Source organism: Micromonospora sp. NPDC005324 (assembly GCF_040607155.1).
Lineage (GTDB): Bacteria > Actinomycetota > Actinomycetes > Mycobacteriales > Micromonosporaceae > Micromonospora > Micromonospora trifolii.
On record NZ_JBEXGE010000010.1, the window covers coordinates 178,328 to 203,565 of the forward strand.

Here is a 25,238-nt window from a genome sequence, read left to right on the forward strand (position 1 = left end):
TGCCCGGGGTCGACCGAGAGGGTCCACCCCGGGCACCTCGGCTACGAGAGCCGGGCTACGGCACGGTCCGGTAGGCGCCGGAGAATCGACGTCAGGGGCCGCCACGGCAGATTGGGCACGAACGCCTTCGCCCGTTCGCGTTCGATCGCTGCGGCGAGCAGCCGGACGCCGGACTTCTCGTCGATGATGAAGGGCAGCTTGTCGACGCCCTCGTTCATCTCCGTCCTGATGTAACCGGGATGCAGAGTGGTCACGGTGATCGGCTGGTCGAGCACGTCGATACGCATCGCCTCGCCGAGCGATGTCACCGCCGACTTGGAGGCGGCGTAGGCGGCCATGGCGCCCGGTGCACCACGAAACGCGGCAGCGGAGGACATGAGCACCAGGTGACCGTGCCCCTGTTCGCGCATGATCCGCATGGCGCTCTCGCTCTGGGCGAGAACTCCCAGCACGTTCGTCTGCAGGACGGCGGCGTTGGCGGCGAAGTTGCCGTCGCCGATGCGACTGCCGAAACCCAGGCCGGCATTGACGATGATCCGATCGAGCGCACCGAGATCGTTGGCGGCCGAAAGGAATTGCTGTTCCACCGCTTCGGCGTCGGTGACGTCAAGCGCTCGGACCAGAACGGTGCTGGCCGGGAACCGCCGGGACAGGTCGTCGTGGATTTCTTGCAGCCGGTGCGTACGTCGGGCGAACAAGGCGAGGTTCCGGCCACGAGCGGCGAATTCGTACGCCAGTCCACGTCCGAGCCCCGAACTGGCACCGGTGATGACGATGTTCTGTCGGGTCACGCGTACTCCTCGTCTGGTTTCTGGCTTCGGCCCGACGGCCCTCACCACTGACTTCCGTCCGGTCGGACCAGCAGCTCGCTCATGACCACGCGTGCTGGCCGGGTCACCACGAAGGCAATGGTGTCCGCGATGTCCTCGGCGTGCAGGAATGTCGAGTCCGCCCACTGCTCCTTGCCCGCTTCGAGCACCTCCGGGCGGATGTGGGTAAACAGTTCGGTGGAGACCGGGCCGGGCTCGATGAGCGAAACCCGCACATGCCGGCCGCCGACCTCCTGGCGCAATGCCTCGCTGAAGGCCCCGACCCCCTGCTTTGTCAGGCTGTAGACGGCGGAGCCGGCAACCGGGAAGCGGCCCGCGAGCGAGCTGACGTTGACGATGTCGGCGGTGCCGCGAGTGCCCTCCGCGGCGGTGAGCAGATACGGCAGGGCGGCGTGGGTCGTGTAGAGCAGGCCCTGCACGTTGATGGCGATCATGCGGTCCCACTCCTCGACCGGCGCGCTCTCGGCGGGGCCGAGCAGCATGATGCCGGCGTTGTTGACGAGAGTGTCCAAACCGCCGAAGGTCTCGACCGTCCGCTCCACCGCGGCAGCGGCCTGGAGTTGGTCGGTGATGTCCGCCTCGATGGCGAGGGCGGTGCCGCCGTTGGCCTGGATGCGCTCGACGAGTTCGTCGAGCCGGTCCTTACGCCGGGCTACCAGCGCGACGTTCGCTCCCTGGGCGGCGAGCGACAGCGCGGTCGCCGCGCCGATTCCGCCACTGGATCCGGTGACGAGGGCGGCGGTGTCGCTCAACGACATGCTCATTGCTCACTCCGTTGCTTGTTCGTCCATGACCAGATCAGCGTGACACCACCGTAGGTGCTACGGCTATGTCATGTGACGTTGCCGTCATTCCTACGGTGGTGTCAGAATCGGCGTTAGACTCGCGACCGTGACCAACGAAGACACTTCGGGCAGCACCCGGCGCCTCGGAGTCGCGCTGGCGCCTGGTGGTCTGTGCGTCGTTCAGGATCTGCTGAACACCGAGGGTGTGCCGGTAGCGCCGACGCTCGAGCTGCTCGACGACGAGACCACGGCGCAGATTTGGCTTGACGCATCGTTGCGGACGTGGGGCGAGCGGACCGCTCAGACACCGCGCCGAATCTCGCTTGGCAGCGGCGACCTCGCGCCGCTGCGCGCCCTCCGCGATGACGTCCGTGGTTGGCTGACGAACGGCCCCGACGACCCGGTGCCGCATTCGCTGGCCGCCGACGTCTCGTTCCGCGACGGTCGAGTGACGTACGAGCCCAGCGGCGATGGCGCGACCGCCGTCGCCTCGCTGGTGCACCTCGAAGTGCTGCTCGCCTCGCAGGCCGGCACGCTGGCCCGGCTGAAGACGTGCATGAACCCGGGCTGCGGGGCGGCGTTCTACGACATGTCGCGCAACAGCACACGTGTCTGGCACGACATGAAGACCTGCGGCAACACGATGAACCTGCGCGCCTCCCGCGCCCGTCGGCGCGCCACCCCAGCGCCCTGACGCCACGCCGGGCGGGGCGTTCAGCGGATGGTCGCTCTGGCCTGCGCCGAGCGGGTCAGCCTGAGCCTGGGCCGCAACCCCCGGCCCTCGTCGCAGCTCGTACGTTGTCGCGGGCGACGGGCGTGGTCGGTCGGGCGCCCCGGGCTGACCCCGGGCGGGGTCAACCTGGGCGCCCGAGTGACGCGAGTCGTGCGACTGGTCAGAAGGGCGGGGCGTCCTCGCCCATCAGCGCCAGGACGACGCCGCCCTTGCCGCTCTTGAGGCCCTGGACCACGACCTTGCCGGTGCTGCCGTCGGGCAACTCCAGGATGAAGGTCTTTCCAACCGCGTTCTTGGGGCCGTTGCCGGCGCTGTTGGCGGGGCGGAAGTCGCCCGCCCACGGCGCGGGCCCGCCCCGACGGGCCGGCTCGGCGAAGAGCGCGGCGGTGCCGGGGGTCCTGGTGCCGTCTGAGGAAAGGAGCACTGAGGCGCTGCGAAAGGTAGCCATATGCGTCAAGGCTAACCCGGACGGAGCCCGATCCCGGCACCACAGCTGCCCGTGACGGCGATTCTGTGAGGTTGCTGCTCCACTCACTCCCGGCCGACGGCGACCGTTCTGGCCACCCCCGTCAGTCCACCCGACTGCGTGTCACTTGCCGGTGACGATGCCCGGGTTGATGCAGAGCCCCGGGTTCGCGCCGTTCTTCTCCGCGATCTCCAGACAACGGGTCACCTTGTCGACGGTGGCGTTGGTCTCGGTGATCTGCTTGGAAATTTCCGCGTTCTTGCGGTCCTGCTCCAGGTTGCGGGTCTGCGCCAGCTTGTCCTGGAACGCCTTGATGTTGCCCTCGGTCTTGTCGTCGTGGTTCACCCGGGTGATGGTCACCGAGAGGATGTCCACGTCGGTGGCGAGGCGGGTCTCCGCGCTGGTCTTGATGTTCGCGGCGAACGGCTTCAGGTCGACGTTGAGGTCGCCGGTCTGGGCGTCGATCTTCTCCAGCGGGTTGTACGCGGCGAAGGCGTCGTTGACCGCGCTGTCGAGCTGCACACCCACCCGCTGACCCCGGAAGCTGTTGAAGTCGCCCTTGTAGTCCATGAACTGCTTCGGCGCGTTCTCCGGCTTGACCTGCCATTCGACGAGCACCTCGACGCAGGCGTCGGCGAGGGTGCCGGTGCGCACGCGTACGCAGTTGTTGCCGCCGATGTGGTCGTACTTCTGTCGGCCCGCGTCCCACTCGCCGACCTTCTGCCAGGGCGCCACCCACTTCAGGCCCGAGCCGGTCACCTCGCCGGTGGGCTTGCCGAAGCTGGTGACGATGCCGACCGAGCGGATGGGTACCGAGTGGGCGCTGGAGGCGATGCCGACCACCAGCGTGAGGGCGAGGAAGCCGAGCGCCGCGAGGGTGGCCATCCGCTTGAGCGGCCGTGCGGGGGCGACGAGAGCGACGACGGCGCTGACCGCCAGGGCGACGGCGAAGACGATCGCCATGGTGAAGCCGACGGGCATGGGGTGGGGACCTTCCGGTGGGCTGTGTGGATCATCAACCTAGGGGGTCCGGTCAAGTCGACGGCGCGGGGGAGTGGAGTTCACGCACGTCAACAGTGGGTCGAATATGGAGTCCATCGACATGGTTCGACTCCGGCGGCCCGCCGTAGGTTTCGTCCACGCGACGGGCCTGTGACCACGGTCACCGAACCGACCGTCGCCGCGACGTGCGGAGGATGAGGCGATGGCCGGGCAAGCGCTCCTGTCGGCCCGTGGGCTGACCCGCGACTTCCGGGGCTTCCGGGCGGTCGACGACGTCGACCTCGACGTGGCGTCGGACAGCGTGCACGCGCTGGTCGGCCCGAACGGCGCGGGCAAGACCACCCTGTTCAACCTGCTCACCGGCTTCCTGCGACCCAGTGGTGGCCGGATCGAGCTGGCCGGGCGGGACGTGACCGGGCTGCCCCCGGAGCAGGTGGCCCGGCTCGGCGTGGCCCGCTCGTTCCAGATCACCAGCCTCTTTCCCCAACTGTCCGCCCGCGAACACGTCGCGCTGGCGTTGCAGTCACCGAGCGGGCTGGGCTGGCGGTTCTGGCGGTCGGCGAAGCTGATGGGCCGCTACACCGAACGGGCCGACGAACTGTTGGCCATGGTGGGGCTGGCCGAGCTGGCACAGACCCCCTCGGCGGCCCTGGCGTACGGCCGGAAACGCGCGCTGGAGCTGGCCATCGCCCTGGCTCTGGACCCGAAGGTGCTGCTGCTCGACGAGCCGACGGCGGGCATGGGCCTGGAGGACGTCGACCGCACCGTCGAGCTGATCGGTCGGGTCCGCCAGGGCCGGACCGTGGTGATGGTCGAGCACAACATGAGCGTGGTCGGCCGTCTCGCCGACACCGTCACAGTGCTCCAGGCCGGCAAGGTCCTCGTCGAGGGCCCGTACGAGCAGGTCCGCGCCGACGAGCGCGTGATCACCGCCTACCTGGGAGCCGCCGATGCTGCGCATTGAGAACCTGTCCGCCTTCTACGGCGAGGCGCAGGTGCTGCGCGACGTCAGCCTCGAAATCTCCGTCGGCGAGGTGGTCACCCTGGTCGGCCGCAACGGTGCCGGTAAGTCCACACTGCTGCGCTGCGTGATGGGGCTGCACCCCGGTCAGCGCGGCACTGTGGAGCTGGACGGGCGGGACATCACCAGGTTGCCGGCGCACAAGCGGGCCCGCCTGGGGCTGGGCTGGGTGCCCGACGACCGGGGCAGCTACGCCACGTTGACAGTCACCGAGAACCTCACGCTGCCACCCACTGTCGGCCCCGACCCGTGGTCGCTGGAGCGGGTGTACGAGGCGTTCCCGGCCCTGTACACCCGACGGGACTCGGCGGCCACCATGCTCTCCGGCGGCGAGCAGCAGATGCTCGCGCTGGCCCGGGTGCTGCGGATGGGCGCCCGGCTGCTGCTCTGCGACGAGCCCACCGAGGGGCTGTCGCCACTGCTGGTGCAGCAGGTCGGCGACCTGTTGCGCGAGGCCAAACGGCACGGGGTGACAGTGCTGCTGGTCGAACAGAACCTGCACTTCGCCACCGCTGTCGCCGACCGGCACTACCTGCTGGCCGAGGGCCGGGTCGCCGAGGCGATGGACAACTCCGAGGTGCGTTCGCGCGAACGCGAACTGCTCGCGTACCTCGGGATCTGAATTCTCTCAACGACGACCCGCGCGACGCCGCGCGGGATGGATGGAGTGGGCATGCGCAGGACGATGGGTGTGGCCGCGGCGTCGGCCGTGGTGGTGCTGGTCGCCGGATGCGGCGGCGGTGGCCCTCAGTCGAGTGGCGACCAGAAGCTGACCGGCGACAAGATCGTGCTGGGCGTGCTCAACGACCAGTCCGGGGCGTACTCGGAGTTGTCCGGGAAGAACTCGGTGGCGGCGGTGGAGATGGCCATCGCCGACTTCACAGCGAAGTACGGCGACAAGGCGGTGACCACCGACATCACTGTGGAGACCGCCGACCACCAGAACAAGCCGGACGTGGCCAACTCGAAGGCACAGGAGATGTACGACCGCAAGGGCGTCGACCTGATCCTGGACGTGCCCACCTCGTCGGCCGCGCTGAAGGTCGCCGACGTGGCGAAGGAGAAGAAGAAGCTCTACTTCAACATCGGTGCGGCGACCACCGACCTGACCGGCAAGAGCTGCAACAAATACACCTTCCACTACGCGTACGACACGTACATGCTGGCCAACGGCACCGGGAAGACCACCACCGAGCAGATCGGCAAGAACTGGTACATCCTCTACCCGAACTACGCCTTCGGGCAGGACATGGAGAAGAGCTTCTCCACAGCCATCACGGCGGCCGGCGGTACTGTCGTCGGCAAGGACGGGGCGCCGTTCCCGAACACCAGCGGTGACTTCTCCACGTTCCTGCTCAAGGCGCCGAACCTGAACCCGAAGCCGGACGTGCTGGGCACCATGCAGGCCGGCGCGGAGCTGGTCAACGTGGTGAAGCAGTACAACGAGTTCAAGCTGCGGGACAAGGGCGTCGGCCTGGCGGTGGGGCTGATGTTCCTCACCGACATCCACTCGCTCACCCCGGCGGCGCTGGCCGGCACCACGTACACCGACGCCTGGTACTGGAACTTCGACGCCAAGAACCGGGAGTTCGCCGACCGTTTCCAGCAGAAGGCCGGCACCCGGCCGACCTTCGCGCACGCCGCCAACTACTCGGCGGCGTTGCAGTACCTGGAGGCGGTGCAGGCCGCCGGCACCGACGACGCGGACGCCGTGGTCAAGGGGCTGGAGGGCAGGACCGTCGAGGACGTCTTCCTGCGCAACGGCAAGATCCGCGCGGAGGACCACCGGGTGGTGCACGACGCGTACCTGGCCCAGGTGAAGCCGCAGGCCGAGGTCACCGAGCCGTGGGACTACGTGAAGGTGCTCAAGACGATTCCCGCCGCGGAGGCGTTCCGCGCGCCCTCGGCGGACTGCAAACTATGAGTGGATTCGCGCAGAACACGTTCAACGGGTTGGTGAGCGGGGCGTTCTACGCCCTGCTCGCCCTCGGGCTCGCCGTCATCTTCGGCATGCTGCGGGTGGTCAACTTCGCCCACGGCGCGTTCTACATGCTCGGCGCGTTCGGGGCGTACGTGCTGCTCAGTGAGGCGGGCGTGCCGTTCTGGGCCGCCCTGGTGATCATGCCGGTGGGGCTGGGTCTGCTCGGCATGGCGCTGGAACGCGCTGTCATCCACCGGCTGACCAAACTGGACCCGCTCTACAACTTCCTGCTCACTTTCGGTCTGACGCTGATCCTCCAGGATCTGGTGAAACTGCGCTACGGCGTGCAGTCCAGCCCGTACGAGACACCGTCGCTGTTGAGTGGGTCGGTCGACTTCGGGCTCTTCGACTTCCCGACGTACCGGGTGTTCATCCTCGGCTTCGCGGTGCTGCTCTGCGTCGCGGTGTGGTGGGTGCTGACCCGGACCCGGATCGGCATGGTGGTCCGTGCGGCCACCGAGCGGCCGGACCTGACCCGGGCGTTCGGCATCGACGTCGGACGGTGGGTGACCCCGGTCTTCGGCTTCGGCATCGGGCTGGCCGGCCTCGCCGGTGTGCTGGCCGCGCCGATGCGCGCTGTCAACCCGCTGATGGGCGCCGACCTGATCATCGTGGTGTTCGCGGTGGTGGTGATCGGCGGGCTGGGCTCGATCTTCGGGTCGGTCGCCGCCGGCTTCGGCATCGGCCTCGTTCAGGCGTGGGGTGAGGCGTACCTCTCCAACTTCCCGCTCGTCTCGCAGACGATCGTCTTCGTCGTGATGGCCGGTGTGCTGCTCTGGCGCCCGGCCGGCCTGTTCGGTCGGGAGGAGGCCCCCGCATGACCAACACAGTGGACACTCCCACCGACGCGTCCCGCTCGACGCCACCGTCCGGGCTGATCGCCGTGGCCCGGGCCCCCGGCTGGGTCCGTTACGCGCTGCTCGCCGTCGGCCTGGCCGTCGCGGCGTGGCTGCCCAACGGCCTCTACCCGGCGGTCGCTGTGGACATCCTCTGCTGGGCGCTGTTCGCCGTGGCGGTGGACCTGCTGCTCGGCTTCACCGGATTGATGTCCTTCGGTCACGCCGCGTTCTGGGGCACCTCCGCGTACGTCACCGGGTTGGTGGCCATCCACGCCGGCCTGCCGTTTCCGCTCGCGGTGCTGGCCGGGGCCCTCGCCGCGGCCGTGCTGGCGGTGCCGATCGGGTACCTGGCGGTCAAACGGACCGGCATCTACTTCGCCATGGTGACCCTGGCCTTCGCGCAGATGGTCTACTACGTCGCCAACGAGTGGCGCTCGGTGACGCAGGGCGAGAACGGCCTCCAGGGGGTGCCCCGCGAGCTGTTCGGCGTCGACCTCACCGACGACTACTTCTTCTACTACGCGATCCTGCCGATCGTGCTGCTCGGGCTCGCCGCCGCCTGGCGGATCGTGCACTCACCGTTCGGTCGGGTGCTGGTCGGCATCCGGGACAACCCGGCCCGGGCGCGGGCGCTGGGCTACCCGGTGCACCGCTACAAGCTCACCGCGTTCGTGCTCTCCGGGTTCATCGCCGGCCTCGGTGGCGGGTTGTTCGCTGTCGGCCACCGGTTCGTCTCGCTGGACGTGCTGCACTGGACCACCTCCGGCAAGGCGGTCATCGTGGTGGTGCTCGGCGGGATCGGCACCCTCTGGGGTGGGGTGCTCGGCGCCGCCCTCGTGGTCCGGCTGGAGGACTGGTTGTCGTTCTCCGGGTTCGAGGCGATCGGCCTGGTGACCGGCGGCATCTTCGTTTTGGTCGTGGTGCTGTTCCGGCGCGGCATCTGGGGCAGCGTCGCCGCGCTGGCCCACCGGCTGGCGGCCCGCCGCCGCTGAAATTCCCACGACGGCGCATCTGCCACGCGCTCTGCGAGCGAACCCCCGGGTAGAGAACGTCTACCCGGGGGTACGTCTGGTGCTGACCGATCCGATGCCGGCGGAGGCCGTGGAGATCGCGCACAAGCAGGTTTCGCTGGCGGCCGAGGACCTGGACGCCAACGGCGTCGCCTCGGTGCTGCTGGAGCTGGTCGAGGCGTGGGGCGTGCCGGCGCTCTGGGAGCAGGTCTGCCGCCCGCTGCTGGCCCGGCTGTCGGGGCGTACCGCCGCCGAGATCGTCGTCGAGCACGCCCTCTTCGAGGGCATCCGGGTCGGGTTGGACGCGTACCGCCGGGAGCCGGGCCGGTCACTGCCCACCGGCGGGGTGCTGCTGGCCGGCGCCGAGAAGGAAACGCGCAGCCTGGGTCTGCTCGCGCTGGCCGCCGCGCTGCGCGAGCAGGGCCGAGGCTGTCTGAACCTCGGCCCCGCGCTGCCCTGGCCCGCGCTCACCAGAGCGGTGTACCGGGCGCGCCCGCGCACCGTCGTGATCTGGTCGCAGACGCCGCTCACCGGCCGCGCGTACCCCCTGGTGCGCTTCGCCCGGGGCTTTCCGCTCCTTCGGGTGTACGGCGCGGGGCCGGGCTGGATCGAGCCGCTCGGCGGCCCGGCGGTCCGTCTCGGCACGTTGACCGAGGCCGTGAACGCCTGCCTGGCGGTCGTGCCAGGGCGTGATGCCCACCACATACGATACGGATCGGTGCCGTATCGTTAATACGCGTCGTAGGCTGACCCGCGTTACGAGTCTGACCCGTATCGTATTTCGTCGCGGGTGATCAGCGTGGGGGGAAAGTCAGGCATGGAGCTGCACAACAACACCGGACACCCGAGGCGGTGGGCGATCCTGGGCGTGCTGGTGATCAGCCTCCTCGTGGTCGTCCTCGACAACACGATCCTCAACGTCGCCCTGCGCACCCTGGCCGACCCGGTGCACGGCCTCGGCGCCAGCCAGGGCGAGCTGGAGTGGTCCATTAACTCCTACACCCTCGTCTTCGCCGGGCTGCTGTTCACCTTCGGGGTGCTCGGCGACCGCGCCGGCCGCAAGCGCTTCCTGATGATCGGTCTGGTGCTGTTCGGCCTGGCGTCGCTGCTCTCCGCGTACGCCCAGAGCCCCGGACAGCTCATCGCGGCCCGCGCCCTGATGGGGGTCGGCGGCGCGGCCATCATGCCGGTGACGCTGTCGATCATCTCCAACGTCTTCGACCCGCGCGAGCGTGGTCGTGCCATCGGTGTCTGGGCCGGCGCTGTCGGTCTCGCCGTGGCGATCGGCCCGATCCTCGGCGGCGCGCTGCTGGAGCACTTCTGGTGGGGCTCGGTCTTCCTGATCAACGTGCCGGTGGTCGTCGCGGGCGTGGTCCTGGTGGCGCTGCTGGTCCCCGAGTCGCGTGACCCGCGGCCCGGCCGGATCGACGTGCTCGGCGTGCTGCTCTCCGTGGTCGGCCTGGTCGCCCTCTCCTACGGCATCATCGACGGCGGCGAGCACGGCTTCGACCGCCCGGTGGCCTGGGGCTCGATCCTGGTCGGCATCGCGGTACTGGGCTGGTTCGTGCAGCACGAGCGCCGCAGCGACCACCCGTCGCTGGACGTCCGACTGTTCAAGGTGCCCCGGTTCGCCGCGCCGGTCGCCATCGTCGGCCTGGTGTTCTTCGCCGCGATGGGCTCGATGTTCTTCGGCTCGTTCTACCTGCAACTCGTGCGTGACTACAGCCCGTTGCAGACCGGTCTGCTCTTCCTGCCCTTCGCCGGCGCCCAGCTGGTCTTCGCGCCGCGCAGCGCCGCGATGGTCCGCCGCTACGGCGGTAAGGCCGTCGCCACGGTCGGGCTGGCGCTGACAGTGGTGTCACTCGCCGCGTTCGTCTTCATCGGCGCCTCCACCCCGATCTGGATCGTGCTGCTCGTCTTCCTCATCCAGGGCGCCGGAATGGCGAACATCATGCCGCCCGCCACCGAGTCGATCATGTCGGCGCTGCCCCGGGAGAAGGCCGGCGTGGGCTCCGCGGTCAGCAACACCATCCGCCAGGTGGCCGGCGCGCTCGGCGTGGCCGTCCTCGGCTCGGTGCTCTCCGCGGTCTACCGCAGCGACATCGGCGACGCCCTGACCGGTCTGCCCACGCAGGCCCAGGACGCGGCCAACGAGTCGATCTCCGGGGCGTACGCGGCGGCGGGCCAGCTCGGCCCCGCGGCGCCGGCGCTGATCTCGGCGGCCAACGACGCGTTCGTCACCGCCATGCACTGGGCGGCCGGGCTCTCCGCGGTCATCGCCGCACTCGGGATCATCGTGGTGCTGCGCTGGATGCCAGGCAAGGAGGACGTGAGCGTCGCCCCGGCGGCGCCGGTCGCCGAGCCTGAGCTGGCCGGCACGGCATAGGTTCGGGGAGAATGGCGGACATGACGTCCACTGCCGATGCTCCGCGGTCGCCCGGGCGACCGCGGAGCATCCGCGCCGACGAGGCGATCATCGAGGCCACCCTCGACCTGCTCGCCGAGGGCAGCACCATCGAGGCGCTCTCGATCGAGGCGATCGCCACCCGCGCCGGGGTCGGCAAGGCCACCATCTACCGGCGCTGGGCCGGCAAGGACGCGTTGCTGCTGGACGCGCTGCGCCGCCTCAAGGGCGTCATGGCGCAGCCCGCGGGCCACTCCGTCCGCGACGACCTGGTGCTGCTGGTCGGCGCGATCGGCAAGAACGTCGACCCGCGAGCGGCCAAGATCATGCCCTGCCTGGCGCCCGCCGTGAACCGCAGCGCCGACCAGTTCCAGCTCTACCAGAACATCATCTCGCCGAGGCGACAGCTGATGCGCGAGGTGCTGCGGAGCGGCATCGACGAGGGGGTGCTCCGCGCCGACATCGACGTCGAGGTGACGATGGCGCTGCTCACCGGGCCGATGCTGATCCAGCGGGTGCTCCAGTGGAATCCGGACCTGGACGAGCAGTCCCTGCCCGAACGCGTCGTCGACGCCGTGCTGGAGGGCATCAAGGCCCGCTGACGCCGAGCGCTCGGCCTGCGGTGTTCGCGCCGCCGTCCGGCGTTGGTCAGCCGGCCGGTGCGCGCAGTCGGTGCAGGCGCAGCGCGAGCTGCACCTCCAGCGCCCGCTCGGGTCGCTGCCAGTCGACGCCGAGCAACTGCCCGACCCGCTCCAACCGCTGGGTCACTGTGTTGACGTGCACGTGCAGTTGCTCGGCGGCCCGGGCCAGGCTGCCACCCACCCCGAAGTACGCCTCCAGCGTCTTCACCAGAGCCGTGCCGCGCCGGGCGTCGTAGTCGAGCACCGGCCCGACGGTCGCGCCGAGGAAGTCGGTCACGTCCTTCTCGCCCCGGTCACCGACGGTGCCCAGCAACAACCCGACGAAGCCCAACTCCACTGTGCTCGCACCCTGCCCGGCGCGGCCCAGCGCGCCCAGCGCCGTCAGGCACCGGTCCGCCTCCTGGAACGTCCCGGCCAGCGCCGCCGGCGTGTTCGACGGGCCACTCGCCCCGGCGGTCACCGGTCGACCGGTCACCCGGGACAGGTCCCGGGCCACCGCGCGGGCGCTGCCACCCGCGTCCAACCCCGGCAGCATCAGCACCACCCGGCCGTCGCGCGCCGCGGCCAGTCCGCCGCGCGCCGAGGCGTACGTGGTGGCCCAGGAGAGCACCCGCTGCCGCGCCGAGCCGGTCGCGGCGATCGCGTCGTCGCCCACCGCCACCAGCACGTGCGGCGCGTCCAGGTCCACCCCGAGCCGACGGGCCCGACTGCGTAGCGCGTCGGTGTCGCGCAGCGGGCGGGCGATCAGGTCGTCCAGCAACTCGCCACGCACCCGCCCCTCCGCCTCCGCGACCGTCCGGCGGAACAACAGCAGCAGTGCGGTCACCAGTGCGGCCCGCTCCAGGATGCGCTGGTCGGCGTCGACCAACTCGTCGTCCGGGCGCAGCACCAGGGCGCCCAGGTTCTCCGCGCCGGCCACCACGGCCGCGTACCAGAGTGGACCCCGGCGCACGCTGCGCCCCTCGGTCCGGGACGCGGCCACCGCCTCGACGATGTCCGCGCGGTCCGGCTCCTCGATCTCACCCACCCGGGCCAGCAGGCGACCCTCGGCGTCCAGCGCCAGCAGCGCGCCGCCCAGCACCTCCGTCACCGCCGCCGCCACGTCCTCCACGCCGCCGCCGCGCAGCACCAGAGCTGTCATCCGGTCGTGTGCCGCCGCGGCCCGCTCCACCGAGCTGCTGTGCGCCCGGATGGTGGTGTTCGCCGCCGACAACTCGGCCAACGCCGAACGGGTCTCGGTCAGCAGCCGGGCGGTGTCGATCGCCACCGCGGCGTGCGCGGCCAGCGACACCAGCAGCGCCACCTCCTCCCGGACGAACGGCCGGGCCGAACGGTTGGCCGCGTAGAGCACCCCGATCGAGGTCGAGCCGAGCCGCAGCGGCACCCCCAGGATCGCCACCAGCCCTTCCTCGCCCACCCCGGCGTCGATCTCGCCGGTGTGGTGGAAGCGCGCGTCCTCGCCGTAGTTGGCGGTGACGTACGGGGCGCCGGACTGGGCCACCAGGCCTCCGAGACCGGCGCCCATCGGCAGGCGCAGCCGCTGGAAACGGGCCGAGACCGACCCGTCGGTCACCCGCATGTAGGTGTCGCCACGTTCGTCGTCGTTGAGTGTCATGTACGCCACGTCCGCGCCGAGCAGGTGACGGGCCCGGTGCACGATCGCCCGCAACACGTCGTCCAGGTCGCGCAGCCCGGCCAGGTCGCTGACGGTGTCGTACAGGCCGGACAGCTCGCTCTCCCGGCGGCGCCGACGCTCCAACAGTGCGCGGACCCGCAACGCCACCGACTTGGCCTGCTCCAGCTCGGCCAGCCGGTCCGGCGGCAGCCCGGCGGCCCGCGCGGCCACCAGCGGTCCCTCGAACTCGACCGCCGCGGCCTCTCGGGCGAGCAGCTCCAGGAACTCCACCGGCGAAGACATGGTCGACATTGTGCTCAGCCCCACTAGTTGGCCGTCCAGCCCCCGTCGAGGGCGATCGACGCCCCGGTGATGAACGCCGCCGGCGGCGAGCAGAGGTACGCCATCAGCTCGGCCACCTCCTCCGGCTCGATCAGCCGTTTGATCGCGGCACGGGCCAGCATGATCTTCTCGATCACCTCGGCCTCGTCGATGCCGTGACTGGCCGCCTGGTCGGCGATCTGGCTCTCCACCAGGGCGGTACGCACGTACGCCGGGTTGATGCAGTTAGCGGTGACCCCGTGCGCGGCGCCCTCCAACGCGACCACCTTCGACAGCCCCTCCAGCGCGTGCTTGGCCGAGACGTAGGCCGCCTTGTACGGCGAGGCGCGCAACCCGTGCACCGAGGAGATGTTGACGATCCGCCCCCAGCCCCGGGCGTACATGTTTGGCAGCGCCCGACGGATCAGCAGGAACGGCGCCTCCACCATCACCCGCTGGATGTACTCGAACCGCTCGACCGGAAAGTCCTGCAACGGCGCGACGTGCTGGAGCCCGGCGTTGTTCACCACGATGTCCACGTCAACGTCGAGCGAATCCACCGCCGCGGCGTCGGACAGGTCCACGCCCTCGGCCCGGCCACCGGCCTCGGCGGCCACTGCCTTGGCCGCCTCCAGGTTGCGGTCCACCACGAGCACCGTGGCGCCGGCCGCGCCCAGCCGTAGGGCACACGCCCGCCCGATACCGCCGCCGCCCCCGGTGACCAGGGCGGTCCGACCGGAGAGGTCGACCTGTACGACGTGGGGGACCACCACGGGTTCTGCCGTCATGGCGCAAGAAGTTACGAGCTGTGTGCTCCCCGGCACATGGGCCAGCGACACATACTCCGTACCAAAGCTGTGTGGCCCCACCCGCCCCTGCCGTCGGTGCCCACCCCGCCGCCGCCCCTTCCATCCCGTCCCGCCGCCCATCGCGCTGCCGGGCCCCGCCACTCCTCGCGCTGCAAGATCGCGCAACATCCTGGATGTAGTGGCATCCCGGCTCGTCGTGGCCACTACATCCTGGATCGAGCGTGACCTTGACGGCGGTGGGCGCCCGAAGGCCGCTCCCGGTCCGCCGGGGACGCGTGGGGCGTGTCCCGTGGGGCTGGTGGGAAGGGCGCCGGTTAGGGTGTCGAACACACGTACTGCTGACGGCTGGGGAGGGGGCGGCGTGCGCGTGCTCGGCGTGGACCCGGGGTTGACCCGGTGTGGGGTGGGCGTGGTCGAGGGTGTCCCCGGCCGGCCCTGCACCCTGGTCGCCTACTACGTGGTCTACACCGACCCGGCCGACGACCTGGCGCTGCGCCTGCTGCACCTGGACCGGTCGCTGAACAAGCTGGTCGCCGAGCATCAACCGGAGAGCGTCGCCGTCGAGCGGGTGTTCAGCCAGCACAACGTTCGTACCGTGATGGGCACCGCGCAGGCCAGTGGCATCGCTGTGCTGGCCGGGGCGCGGGCCGGGCTGCCGGTGCAGACGTACACCCCGAGTGAGGTGAAGGCGGCCGTGACCGGGTCCGGTCAGGCCGACAAGGCGCAGATGACCGCGATGGTGACCCGGCTGTTGCGGCTGGCCGAGCCGCCGAAGCCGGCGGACGCCGCCGACGCGCTGGCCCTGGCCATCTGCCACGTGTGGCGCGGCGGGACCCGCTCCAAGCTGGCCGCCGCGGCCGACCGGGCACGACGAGGAGGAGCACGATGATCGCCAGCGTGCGCGGCACGGTGACCGCGACCGGTCCGGACCAGGCGGTGATCGAGGTCGGTGGGGTCGGGCTCGCCGTGCACTGCGCCCCGGGGACCCTCGCGGAGCTGCGGGTCGGCCAGGTCGCCCGGCTCGCCACCAGCCTGATCGTGCGGGAAGATTCGCTGACCCTCTACGGCTTCGCCGACGACGATGCCAAGTCGCTGTTCGAGCTGCTCCAGACCGCCAGTGGGGTCGGCCCGCGACTGGCCCAGGCGGTGCTGGCGGTGCACACCCCGGACGCGGTTCGCAAGGCGATCGCCAACGCCGACACGGCCGCCCTGACCCGCGTACCCGGGATTGGCAAGAAGGGCGCGGAACGTCTGGTGCTGGAGCTGCGTGACCGGATCGGCCCGGTGCCGATCGGCGCCGACGGGGTGGCCGGGGTGACCCGCGGCAGCTGGCCCGACCAGGTCCGCCAGGCGCTGGTCGGCCTTGGCTGGACGGCCGGTCAGGCCGATCAGGCGGTGGCCGCGGTGGCGGAGTCGATCGAGGGTGAGACGCCGCCGGTGCCGGTCCTGCTCAAGCAGGCCATCCGACTGCTGGGCCGCACCCGATGACCGCCCGGGCCGTGCGATGAGCGCGAGGAGTGAGCCGCTGTTGCGAGCCCCGCAGTCGCGAATGAGGGTGGCGCGATGAGCGAGACCGAGGGGCTCGTCTCGGCGTACGTCAGCGACGCCGACCTGGACGCGGAGGCCACGGTACGGCCGAGGCGCCTGGCCGAGTTCATCGCCCAGGACCGGGTACGCGACCAGCTCGACCTGTTGTTGCAGGGCGCCATGCGGCGGGGGTCGCCGCCGGATCACATCCTGCTCTCCGGCCCACCCGGGTTGGGCAAGACGAGTCTGGCCAACATCGTCGCCGCCGAGCTGGGCGCGGGCATCCGGGTGACCAGCGGCCCGGCGATCGAGCGTTCCGGGGATCTGGCGGCGATCCTGACCAGCCTCGCCGAGGGTGACGTGCTCTTCATCGACGAGATCCATCGGATCGCGCGGCCGGCCGAGGAACTGCTGTACAGCGCGATGGAGGACTTCCGGGTAGACGTGGTGGTGGGTAAGGGGCCGGGGGCGACGGCGATCCCGCTGGACGTCGAGCCGTTCACCCTGGTCGGCGCGACGACCCGCTCGGGCCTGTTGACCGGGCCGATGCGGGACCGGTTCGGCTTCGTGGCGCACCTCGACTTCTACGCCCCGGCGGATCTGGAGACGCTGCTGCACCGTTCGGCGCGGATCCTGGGGGTGCCGATCAGCCCGGAGGGCGCGACCGAGATCGCCGGTCGGTCCCGGGGCACGCCGCGGATCGCGAACCGGCTGCTGCGCCGGGTCCGCGACTACGCCGAGGTCCGGGCGAACGGGGTGGTCGATCTCGACACCGCCCGCGCGGCCCTGATCGTGTACGACGTGGACGCGCTGGGCCTGGACCGGTTGGACCGCGCGGTGTTGACAGCGTTGGTCGATTCGTTCCGGGGCGGCCCGGTCGGGTTGTCCACCCTCGCCGTGGCGGTGGGGGAGCAGCCGGACACGGTCGAGGAGGTCTGCGAGCCGTTCCTGGTGCGGGCCGGGCTGTTGGCCCGTACGCCCAGGGGTCGGGTGGCGACCGAGGCCGCCTGGCGGCATCTGGGGCGCACACCGCCGAATGGTACATTTGGTCCGGATAGTCCACCTGTGCCCGACTTGTTCTCCTTGGATGTCGATCAGCCGTGATGTGAACGTGATCTGTGCCGCATTCGGCGTTCTCAGGTGCAGGGTTTAGACTTCGCCGCGGTCTCTACAGGACGTGAGAATCCGCCTCCGCTCCGGCACCCACGGTGCCGGGCAGGTGGCCAATGGGAAGGTCAGTAACCGTGCATTTGGCAGCAGCGGGTGGCGGGGCCGGCGGTTTCACGCCGATCCTGATGATCGCCCTGCTCTTTGGGGTCATGTACTTCATGATGATCCGGCCCCAGCAGAAGCGCCGCAAAGAGGCGGAGTCGATGCAGTCCAATCTCGGCCCCGGCGACGAGGTCGTGACCATCGGTGGGCTCTACGGCACGGTCACCGGCATCGAGGACGACACCGTCCTGATCGAGGTCGCCCCGGGCGTGCAGACCCGCTACGCCCGCCCGGCCATCGCGCGGGTGGTCACCCGCGCGGAGCTGCCGAGCGAGCCGGTCACCGAGGACGCGGACACCGTCAAGGACTGACCCCTACCCCCGGGAGCGGCGATTGCGGCGTACGGCCGGTCGGCCGGCTTCCGGGTTGTCGCGTCCGAACGGGGCAGCGGGCGAGACGTGAAAACTGGATAGTTGGGTCGACGCCGGGCGTCGGCACGTTCCCGTGACCGTCGGCGTTCCGCGCCGGAGGTGTCTGGTCCTCGTGTCGGCGCTCCGTCGGCTCAAGGCAGACCCGTCGGGCGGGACCCCCGGCCCGACACCGCCGCCGCTGCGACAGCGGCGCGACCGTACAGGGAGACAGGACAGCCGTGGCACCACCTCAGGGACAGATGCGCCCCGGGCGGCAGCTCGCCGTGCTCGGGTTCATCTTCGTGGTCCTCTATCTTTTGGTGTTCTTCGCCGGCGCCAGCGGCAGCTGGAAGGACCGGCTCGAGCCCAAGCTCGGCCTGGACCTCATCGGCGGCACGCGGGTGACGCTGGAGGCGACCAACAGCGTCGACGGCAAGCCCCCGACGGCGGAGAACCTCGAGGAGGCCCGCGAGATCATCGAGAGCCGGGTCAACGCGTTCGGCGTGGCCGAGGCCGAGGTGGTCACCGAGGGCAACCGCAACATCGTCATCTCCCTGCCCGGTGAGAACCGGAACCTCGACGACGTGGGCGAAGCGGCTGAGCTGCGCTTCCGCAAGGTGCTCAAGGGCGCCTCCGGCAGCGGGGTGGCCGAGGCGCCGCCCGCCGCGACGCCGGCCCCGTCCGGTAGCGCCGCCCCGACCGGCAGCGCGGCGCCGACCCCGACGGGCAGCGCCTCGCCGAAGGTGACCTCGTCGCCCAGCGGCGGTCAGGGCGGAATGGCCCCGGCGTCGCCCAGCGCCACGCCGACCCCCTCCGCGTCCGCCACTGCCTCGCCGAGCGCCGCAGCGCCCAGCGCCAGCGCCGAGCCGGTGCCGGCCAGTGTCGAGGAGCAGCGCAAGGTCGTCGAGCAGAAGGTCGGCGCCGCCGCGTGGCAGGCCGCCAACGGGTTGCAGGCCCCGGCCGATCTGACCGCCGACCCGTCGCTGGCCGAGAAGCTCAAGCCGTTCGGCACGCTGTCTCCGCAGGAGGTCGCGGTGCTGCCGGCGCAGATGCAGTTCAACGTGCCGACGATCGGCTGCGCGCAGCTCGACCAGCGCCCCCCGGCGTCGATCTCCGACGCGAAGCAGCAGGTGGTCTCCTGCGAGGACGGCGCGTCCAAGTACCTGCTCGACCAGGCCAAGGTCGAAGGCACCGACGTGTCCGACGCCGACGCGGTGCTCGACCAGACCAACGCCTGGGTGGTCAGCCTGGACTTCACCGGCGACGGCCAGGGCAAGTGGACCTCGCTGACCCGTGAGGCGTTCAACAACGAAGGTCAGGCCTGCGACGCGACCGCGCTGGGTCAGGACGGCAAGTGCCGGGTGGCCGTCGTGCTGGACAACAAGATCGTCTCCTCCCCGGAGATCCAGGGTGTGCTGACCGGCAACTCCCAGATCACCGGCACCTTCACCCAGAAGGACGCCAGCACCCTCGCCGGTCAGCTCCGCTACGGCGCGCTGCCGGTGACCTTCGAGCAGCAGGAGGCGCAGAACGTCACCGCCACGCTGGGTGCCAGTCACCTGCGCGCGGGTCTGCTCGCGGCCGGTATCGGCATGCTGCTGGTCATCATCTACGCGTTCTTCTACTACCGGCTGCTCGGCTCGGTGATCTTCCTGAGCCTCATCCTCTCCGCGCTGCTGGTCTTCGGCGCGCTGGTGTTCCTCGGCCGGCAGATCGGCTTCACGCTCACCCTCGCCGGCATCGCCGGAATGATCGTCTCGCTCGGTGTGGCGGCGGACTCGTTCGTCATCTACTTCGAACGACTGAAAGACGAGATCCGGGAGGGTCGCAGCCCGCGTAGCGCGGTGCCCCGCGCCTGGATCCGGGCCCGCCGGACGATCATCTCGGCCAACGCCATCACCCTGCTCTCCGCTGTGGTGCTCTACGTGGTCTCGGTCGGCACCGTCAAGGGCTTCGCGTTCGCGCTCGGCCTGGCCACCGTGCTGGACCTGGTAGTGGTCTTCCTCTTCCGGCACCCGATCATGACGATGTTCGCCCGGACCCGGGCGTTCCTGTCCCCGCGGGTCAGCGGTCTGGGCCGGGCACTGCCGGCCCGCAACCAGCCGACTCAGCCCCGCAACCCGCGCGCCAAGGAGGCCTGAGATGGCTGAAAACGGTCTGGCGAGCCGCCTCTACAACGGCGAGGCCGGTCTCAACATCGTCGGTCGGCGCAAGCTCTGGTTCGGCGTCGCCGGGCTTCTGGTCCTGATCGCGATCCTCAGCTTCTCGATCCGTGGGTTCAGCCTGGGCATCGAGTTCGCCGGCGGTAACTCGTTCCAGGTGCCGGCCAGCGTCGGCACCCTCGACGACGCCGAGCGGGAGGTCAACTCGGCCCTCGCCGCCGAGAACACCGGCGTCACGGTGGCCACCACGCAGAAGGTCGGCGGCCCGGGCGGCGACTCCTACGAGCTGCGCACGCCGCAGCTCACCGCCGAGCAGGCCACCGCGGTCAAGGCCCAGATCGCCGAGGACCTCGGCATCAGCGCCGACCAGATCAGCGACAACCAGGTCAGTGAGGCCTGGGGCAGCCAGGTGACCGAGCGGGCCGTACTCGGTCTGGTCATCTTCATCGCGCTGGTGATGGTCTACCTGATCCTGCGCTTCGAGTGGCGGATGGCCGTGGCCGCGGTCGCCTCGCTGATCACCAACCTGATCCTCACCGCCGGCATCTACTCGCTGGTCGGCTTCGAGGTCACCCCGTCGACGATCATCGGCTTCCTCACCATTCTGGGCTTCGCGCTCTACGACGTGGTGGTGGTCTTCGACAAGGTCCAGGAGAACACGCGGGGCATCACGGCCAACAACAACCAGACGTACGGCGAGGCGTCCAACCTGGCCATCAACCAGAGCCTGATGCGGTCGTTGAACACCTCGGTGGTCGCCCTGCTGCCGGTCGGCGGTCTGCTCTTCATCGGTGCCGGCCTGCTCGGCGCCGGCACGCTGAAGGACCTCGGTCTGGTGCTGTTCGTCGGTATGGCGGTGGCGTTCCTGACCTCCATCCTGGTGGCCACCCCGCTGCTGGCGCTTCTGAAGAACTACGACCCGCGGATCCAGGCGCACAACAAGCGCGTCCTGACCCGGCGGGGCGCGGTCGGCCGCGGCGAGGTCACCGGTAAGGGCGCTGCCGCGAGCCCGGTGGCCCAGGCCGACGCGACCGACGAGCCGGTCGACCAGGACGCCGCCGCGCTGGCCGGTGCCGCCCCCAAGGTGGGCGCTCGGCCGGCGGGCAAGCGGCCCACCGGTGCCCGGGGCGGTCGCCCGGGTGGCGGCGGCAACCGGCCGGGTGGCGCCAAGCGGCGCTGACCCGACAGGAAACACCCGAACGGCGTCCGGCATGCTGTTGCCGGACGCCGTTCGTCGTCGAAGGAGAGCGAAACAGCCGTGACGGAGACCCACAGCGCCGCAGCGCACGGGGACAGTGGCCCGGAGGTCGCCCGACTGGTCGCCAGTCGGGTGCTGGATGTGCCCGACTTTCCCAAGCCCGGCGTCATGTTCAAGGACCTGATGCCGCTGTTCGCCGACGGCAAGGTCTTTCGTGAGGTGATCGACGGGATCGTCGCGTACCACGGGCGGGACACCTTCGACGTGGTGGTCGGCATCGAGGCGCGCGGGTTCGTCGTGGCGGCGGCCATCGCGTACGCGACCGGCGTGGGCGTGGTTCCGGTGCGCAAGGCCGGCAAGCTGCCCCGCCCGGCGCACTCGGTCTCCTACGAGTTGGAGTACGGCGAGGCCACCCTCGAGGTGCACGAGGACGCCTTCACCGCCGGGCACCGGGTGCTGGTGGTCGACGACGTGCTGGCCACCGGTGGCACCGCCGAGGCGACGCTGGACCTGGTCGAGCGGGCTGGCGGCACCGTCAGCGGCTTCACTGTGCTGCTGGAGCTCGGCTTCCTGGGTGGGCGTGAGCGACTGGCGCCGCGTCCCGTCCACGCCCTGTTGACCGTTTGAGCCGGTCGATTCTCTGCTGACCGTTTGATCCCGGACCCGTCGGATGGACCCGGCGCCGACCGTCCGGCGGAGCGGCAGGGGGCCGTCCGTGCGGGTAGCATTGCCCTTTGCTGACGCCGGCGGTAACCCGTCCGGCGGGCGAGACCAGGTTGGCCGATCTTCGGCCGGCGTGTTTCCGGCGAGCGGTGAGGAGGCCGGTGTCCCACGATGTCGTCCCTCCGGCGGAGGGCACGGTGCACCCGACAGGCGACGCTGACGGCTCGGTGACCGACCGGACAGGCGACGCGCCGGCCCGGGTGACGGGCACCGGCAACGGCTCCGACAGGGCTTCCGGCGAGAGCGGGGTTGGTCCTGTCAGTGGCCCGCCGAGCGCCGAGGCGTCCCCCGGCGCCGATGGCGTCGTGGTGCCGTTCCCGACCGACGCCGGCATCGACCCGTCGCCCAGCGGTGGCTTCGGGCTGTCCAACGCGCCCACCGGTCGGCGGGTCCGGGCCCGGCTGGCCCGGTTCAACGCGCCCTGGCAGACCTCCCAGGTCAGCGAGGTGCTGGAGCCGCTCATCGCCAGCCACCGGGACAACCACCCCAAGGCGGACGCCCGGCTGCTCCAGCGCGCCTTCGACACGGCCGCGCGGTGGCACTCCGGGCAGTACCGCAAGTCCGGTGACCCCTACATCACCCACCCGCTCGCGGTGGCGACGATCCTCGGCAACCTGGGGATGGACACCACCACGCTGGTCGCCGCGCTGCTGCACGACACCATTGAGGACACCGAGTACACCCTCGACCAGATGCGGGCCGACTTCGGTGGCGAGGTCGCCCTGCTGGTCGACGGCGTCACCAAGCTCGACAAGGTCAAGCTGGGCGACGCGGCGAAGGCCGAGACGATCCGCAAGATGGTCGTGGCCATGGCCAAGGACCCGCGGGTGCTGGTGATCAAGCTGGCCGACCGGCTGCACAACATGCGCACCCTGACCTTCCTGCCCCGCCCCAAGCAGGAGCAGAAGGCGAAGGAGACGCTGGAGATCCTGGCGCCACTGGCGCACCGGCTCGGCATGAACACGATCAAGTGGGAGCTGGAGGATCTGTCCTTCGGCACGCTCTTCCCGAAGCGCTACGAGGAGATCAACCGGCTGATCGGGGAGCACCAGCCGCAGCGCGAGTCGCTGTTGCGGCAGGTGACGCAGAAGGTCGGCACCGACCTGAAGGCCGCCAAGATCAAGGCGGAGACCACCGGGCGGCCGAAGCACCTCTACTCGATCTACCAGAAGATGATCGTTCGGGGTCGCGACTTCAACGACATCTACGACCTGGTCGGCGTGCGGATCCTGGTCGACACGGTTCGGGACTGCTACGCCGCGCTGGGTGTGATCCACGCCAACTGGCAGCCGGTCCCGGGCCGGTTCAAGGACTACATCGCGATGCCCAAGTTCAACATGTACCAGTCGTTGCACACGACGGTCATCGGGCCCACCGGCAAGCCGGTGGAGATGCAGATCCGCACGTACGCGATGCACCGCACCGCGGAGTTCGGCATCGCCGCGCACTGGAAGTACAAGGAGCACAAGGGCACCCAGATCGTCGGCCCGCCCGCCCACATCGACGAGATGACCTGGCTGCGGCAGCTGCTCGACTGGCAGCGAGAGGCGGCCGACCCGAGCGAGTTCCTGGACGCGCTGCGCTTCGACCTGTCCAGCCAGGAGGTGTACGTCTTCACCCCGAAGGGTGACGTCATCCCGCTGCCGACCGGGTCGACGCCTGTGGACTTCGCGTACGCGGTGCACACCGAGGTCGGGCACAAGTGCATCGGGGCGCGGGTCAACGGCAAGCTGGTGCCCCTCGAGTCGACGCTGTCCAACGGCGACGTGATCGAGATCTTCACGTCGAAGTCCGAGACGGCCGGCCCGACGCAGGACTGGCTGGGCTTCGTCAAGAGCCCACGCGCCCGGACGAAGATCCGGCAGTACTTCAACAAGGAGCGGCGCGAGGAGGCGATCGAGGCCGGCAAGGACGCGATCGTCAAGGCGATGCGCAAGCAGGGCATGCCGTTGCAGCGGATGCTCACCTCCGACGCGCTCATGTCGATCGCCCGCGACCTGCACCTGGCCGACGTGGCCTCGCTCTACGCGGCAGTCGGCGACAGCCAGGTCTCCGCGCAGTCCGTGGTGCAGAAGCTGATGGCCGCGTACGGCGGCGAGGAGGGCGCGGCGGAGGACATCGCCGAGACCGCCGTCGCCACCCGGCCGCCGCGCAGCCGGCAGAGCAGCAGCGACCCGGGCGTGGTGGTCCGAGGCGTCAGCGACGTCTGGATCAAGCTGGCCCGCTGCTGCACCCCGGTCCCACCGGACTCGGTGTTCGGCTTCGTCACCCGCTCCGGCGGGGTGAGCGTGCACCGCGACGACTGCGCCAACGCCGAGGACCTGCGCGCGCAGAGCGAGCGGGTCGTCGAGGTGAGTTGGAAGCTCACCTCCGCCTCGACGTTCCTGGTCGCCATCCAGGTCGAGGCTCTGGACCGGCACAAGCTGCTGGCCGACGTCACCCGGGTGCTCTCCGAGGAGCGGGTCAACATCCTCTCCGCCACCGTCACCACCACCCGCGACCGGGTGGCGGTGAGCCGGTTCAGCTTCGAGATGGCCGACCCGAAGCACCTGGGTCACCTGCTGGCCACGGTCCGCAAGGTCGACGGCGTCTTCGATGCCTACCGGGTCACCTCCGGGGCCTGACGCGTACTCCTGGAAATGACAGCGCCCGCCGGCTCAGCCGGCGGGCGCTTCGTCGTGCGCGCGGGGGTCAGCCCTGCGGGTTGCTCATTGTGAGGTCTTTGATGATGACCTCCTTCTTCGGGTGGCCGCCGCCGGCCTGCTGGGCGAAAGCCCCGTCGTCGCCGGCCTTGGCCACGTCCTTGACCAGGTCCAGGCCGCCGGTGACGGTGCCCAGCACCGTGTACGCCGGGTCCAACGGCGAGTCGCCGTAGACGATGAAGAACTGGCTGCCGGTGCTGCCCGGCTGGCCGGAGTTGGCCATCGCGATGACACCCTCCGGGTAGGGCGGGCGCTTGTCGGTGGGCAGGTTCTCCTCGGGCAGGCGGTAGCTCGGGCCGCCCTGGCCGTCGGTGGGGCGCCAGCCGTTGCCGGTGGCGCTCGGGTCGCCGCACTGCAACACCTTGATGCCCTCGGTCACCAGGCGGTGGCACTTGGTGTTGTCGAAGAAGTTCTTCTCCGCGAGGTAGGTGAAGCTGCCCGCCGTGCACGGCACCAACGACCTGTCGACCTTGGCGGTGATCGGGCCGAGGTTGGTGTCGATCGTCATGGTCTGCACGCCGGTGCCGGACTGCTCGTTGCTCGGCAGCCCCACATCCTTGATCTGCGGGGGCCGCTGCTCCGTGGGCAGCGCGTTGAACACGCACTCGGACGCACCGGGCGCCGCGGCGGTGGTGTCGGGCTTGTCGTCGTCGCCGCCGAGGCTCACCGCCAGCCAGACGGTGCCGGCGACCACGAGCACCAGCGCGGCACCCGCGCTGATGATCGCCGTCGTCTGCCGGCGCTTGCGGGCCTTGGCCGCGCGCTCGGCCATCTCCTTCTCAAGCCGGGCGCGTCGTGCCGCCGCTTGCTGCCGCTCTCTGGTGGACGTCACGCCTGGATCCTCCTG

At 70.3% G+C, this 25,238-nt stretch carries 24 protein-coding genes; 17 read left to right on the forward strand and 7 right to left on the reverse strand.

The features are described 5' to 3' along the window. Nucleotides 1-41: 41 nt before the first annotated feature. Complete coding sequence (locus ABZS40_RS13685) at nucleotides 42-839, reverse strand: SDR family oxidoreductase (protein WP_354943641.1); 798 nt, start codon at nucleotides 837-839, stop codon at nucleotides 42-44. Continuing rightward, entirely contained in the window at nucleotides 833-1,594 is a 762-nt protein-coding gene (locus ABZS40_RS13690) for an SDR family NAD(P)-dependent oxidoreductase (protein ID WP_354943599.1), read from the reverse strand. Before ABZS40_RS13690 ends, ABZS40_RS13685 begins: the two co-directional genes overlap by 7 nt. A gap of 127 nt (nucleotides 1,595-1,721) precedes the next feature. Between ABZS40_RS13690 and ABZS40_RS13695 the strand changes: the two genes are divergently transcribed. Further along, on the forward strand, nucleotides 1,722-2,309 hold the full coding sequence (locus tag ABZS40_RS13695; protein ID WP_354943600.1) for a CGNR zinc finger domain-containing protein: 588 nt from the start codon (nucleotides 1,722-1,724) through the stop codon (nucleotides 2,307-2,309). Between the two features lie 199 nt (nucleotides 2,310-2,508). On the opposite strand, the gene ABZS40_RS13700 is transcribed toward ABZS40_RS13695, so the two are convergent. After that, nucleotides 2,509-2,772: a hypothetical protein gene (locus tag ABZS40_RS13700; protein WP_354943601.1), complete on the reverse strand. Its 264-nt coding sequence runs from the start codon at nucleotides 2,770-2,772 to the stop codon at nucleotides 2,509-2,511. 165 nt (nucleotides 2,773-2,937) lie between these two features. Continuing rightward, a complete protein-coding gene (locus ABZS40_RS13705) occupies nucleotides 2,938-3,795 on the reverse strand; it encodes an SPFH domain-containing protein (protein WP_354943602.1) in 858 nt (285 codons plus the stop codon). A 223-nt stretch (nucleotides 3,796-4,018) separates the two neighbouring features. Here ABZS40_RS13705 and ABZS40_RS13710 point away from each other — a divergent pair, with 223 nt between their 5' ends. The 8 genes from ABZS40_RS13710 to ABZS40_RS13745 all read left to right on the forward strand — a co-directional run bounded on the left by ABZS40_RS13710 (nucleotide 4,019) and on the right by ABZS40_RS13745 (nucleotide 11,673). Continuing rightward, on the forward strand, nucleotides 4,019-4,780 hold the full coding sequence (locus ABZS40_RS13710) for an ABC transporter ATP-binding protein (protein WP_238681526.1): 762 nt from the start codon (nucleotides 4,019-4,021) through the stop codon (nucleotides 4,778-4,780). After that, nucleotides 4,767-5,459 carry an ABC transporter ATP-binding protein gene (locus tag ABZS40_RS13715; RefSeq protein WP_354943603.1) on the forward strand — a complete coding sequence of 231 codons (693 nt, stop codon included), beginning with the start codon at nucleotides 4,767-4,769 and terminating at the stop codon, nucleotides 5,457-5,459. Before ABZS40_RS13710 ends, ABZS40_RS13715 begins: the two co-directional genes overlap by 14 nt. Before the next feature lie 63 nt (nucleotides 5,460-5,522). Then, nucleotides 5,523-6,761, forward strand: a complete 1,239-nt coding sequence (locus ABZS40_RS13720) for an ABC transporter substrate-binding protein (protein WP_354943642.1) — start codon at nucleotides 5,523-5,525, stop codon at nucleotides 6,759-6,761. After that, nucleotides 6,758-7,639: a branched-chain amino acid ABC transporter permease gene (locus ABZS40_RS13725; protein ID WP_112583340.1), complete on the forward strand. Its 882-nt coding sequence runs from the start codon at nucleotides 6,758-6,760 to the stop codon at nucleotides 7,637-7,639. Before ABZS40_RS13720 ends, ABZS40_RS13725 begins: the two co-directional genes overlap by 4 nt. Then, nucleotides 7,636-8,649 carry a branched-chain amino acid ABC transporter permease gene (locus tag ABZS40_RS13730; RefSeq protein WP_112583339.1) on the forward strand — a complete coding sequence of 338 codons (1,014 nt, stop codon included), beginning with the start codon at nucleotides 7,636-7,638 and terminating at the stop codon, nucleotides 8,647-8,649. Before ABZS40_RS13725 ends, ABZS40_RS13730 begins: the two co-directional genes overlap by 4 nt. Nucleotides 8,650-8,728: 79 nt before the next feature. Continuing rightward, nucleotides 8,729-9,400, forward strand: coding sequence for a transcriptional regulator (locus ABZS40_RS13735; RefSeq protein WP_354943604.1), 672 nt, complete (start codon nucleotides 8,729-8,731; stop codon nucleotides 9,398-9,400). 84 nt (nucleotides 9,401-9,484) lie between these two features. Further along, on the forward strand, nucleotides 9,485-11,053 hold the full coding sequence (locus ABZS40_RS13740; protein ID WP_354943605.1) for an MFS transporter: 1,569 nt from the start codon (nucleotides 9,485-9,487) through the stop codon (nucleotides 11,051-11,053). A gap of 11 nt (nucleotides 11,054-11,064) precedes the next feature. Further along, on the forward strand, nucleotides 11,065-11,673 hold the full coding sequence (locus ABZS40_RS13745) for a TetR/AcrR family transcriptional regulator (RefSeq protein ID WP_354943606.1): 609 nt from the start codon (nucleotides 11,065-11,067) through the stop codon (nucleotides 11,671-11,673). 46 nt (nucleotides 11,674-11,719) lie between these two features. Here the strand turns inward: ABZS40_RS13745 and ABZS40_RS13750 are convergent, their stop codons facing one another. Together ABZS40_RS13750 and ABZS40_RS13755 are read right to left on the reverse strand one after the other, a co-directional pair. Beyond that, nucleotides 11,720-13,639, reverse strand: a complete 1,920-nt coding sequence (locus ABZS40_RS13750) for a helix-turn-helix domain-containing protein (protein WP_354943607.1) — start codon at nucleotides 13,637-13,639, stop codon at nucleotides 11,720-11,722. A 14-nt stretch (nucleotides 13,640-13,653) separates the two neighbouring features. Further along, nucleotides 13,654-14,436 (reverse strand): 3-hydroxybutyrate dehydrogenase, encoded by a 783-nt coding sequence (locus ABZS40_RS13755; RefSeq protein ID WP_354943608.1) that lies wholly within the window; start codon nucleotides 14,434-14,436, stop codon nucleotides 13,654-13,656. 382 nt (nucleotides 14,437-14,818) lie between these two features. Between ABZS40_RS13755 and ruvC the strand changes: the two genes are divergently transcribed. The 8 genes from ruvC to ABZS40_RS13795 all read left to right on the forward strand — a co-directional run bounded on the left by ruvC (nucleotide 14,819) and on the right by ABZS40_RS13795 (nucleotide 24,313). Then, nucleotides 14,819-15,346, forward strand: a complete 528-nt coding sequence (ruvC, locus tag ABZS40_RS13760; protein WP_112584546.1) for a crossover junction endodeoxyribonuclease RuvC — start codon at nucleotides 14,819-14,821, stop codon at nucleotides 15,344-15,346. Continuing rightward, nucleotides 15,343-15,945 carry a Holliday junction branch migration protein RuvA gene (gene ruvA, locus ABZS40_RS13765; protein ID WP_091401818.1) on the forward strand — a complete coding sequence of 201 codons (603 nt, stop codon included), beginning with the start codon at nucleotides 15,343-15,345 and terminating at the stop codon, nucleotides 15,943-15,945. The genes ruvC and ruvA overlap by 4 nt, the downstream gene beginning before the upstream one ends. A gap of 75 nt (nucleotides 15,946-16,020) precedes the next feature. Then, nucleotides 16,021-17,088, forward strand: coding sequence for a Holliday junction branch migration DNA helicase RuvB (gene ruvB, locus ABZS40_RS13770; RefSeq protein WP_354943609.1), 1,068 nt, complete (start codon nucleotides 16,021-16,023; stop codon nucleotides 17,086-17,088). Between the two features lie 122 nt (nucleotides 17,089-17,210). Then, entirely contained in the window at nucleotides 17,211-17,567 is a 357-nt protein-coding gene (gene yajC / locus ABZS40_RS13775) for a preprotein translocase subunit YajC (protein WP_238679790.1), read from the forward strand. Nucleotides 17,568-17,845: 278 nt separating this feature from the next. After that, nucleotides 17,846-19,747, forward strand: coding sequence for a protein translocase subunit SecD (secD, locus tag ABZS40_RS13780; RefSeq protein WP_354943610.1), 1,902 nt, complete (start codon nucleotides 17,846-17,848; stop codon nucleotides 19,745-19,747). A gap of 1 nt (nucleotide 19,748) precedes the next feature. Further along, nucleotides 19,749-20,948, forward strand: a complete 1,200-nt coding sequence (secF, locus tag ABZS40_RS13785) for a protein translocase subunit SecF (RefSeq protein ID WP_354943611.1) — start codon at nucleotides 19,749-19,751, stop codon at nucleotides 20,946-20,948. 78 nt (nucleotides 20,949-21,026) lie between these two features. Beyond that, a complete protein-coding gene (locus ABZS40_RS13790; protein WP_354943612.1) occupies nucleotides 21,027-21,593 on the forward strand; it encodes an adenine phosphoribosyltransferase in 567 nt (188 codons plus the stop codon). A gap of 197 nt (nucleotides 21,594-21,790) precedes the next feature. Next, the gene (locus ABZS40_RS13795) at nucleotides 21,791-24,313 is read left to right on the forward strand and encodes a bifunctional (p)ppGpp synthetase/guanosine-3',5'-bis(diphosphate) 3'-pyrophosphohydrolase (protein WP_354943613.1); all 2,523 of its coding nucleotides are present in this window, start codon (nucleotides 21,791-21,793) and stop codon (nucleotides 24,311-24,313) included. Nucleotides 24,314-24,380: 67 nt separating this feature from the next. Here ABZS40_RS13795 and ABZS40_RS13800 read toward each other — a convergent pair whose 3' ends face one another. After that, nucleotides 24,381-25,223, reverse strand: coding sequence for a peptidylprolyl isomerase (locus ABZS40_RS13800; RefSeq protein ID WP_354943614.1), 843 nt, complete (start codon nucleotides 25,221-25,223; stop codon nucleotides 24,381-24,383). Nucleotides 25,224-25,238: the final 15 nt, after the last annotated feature.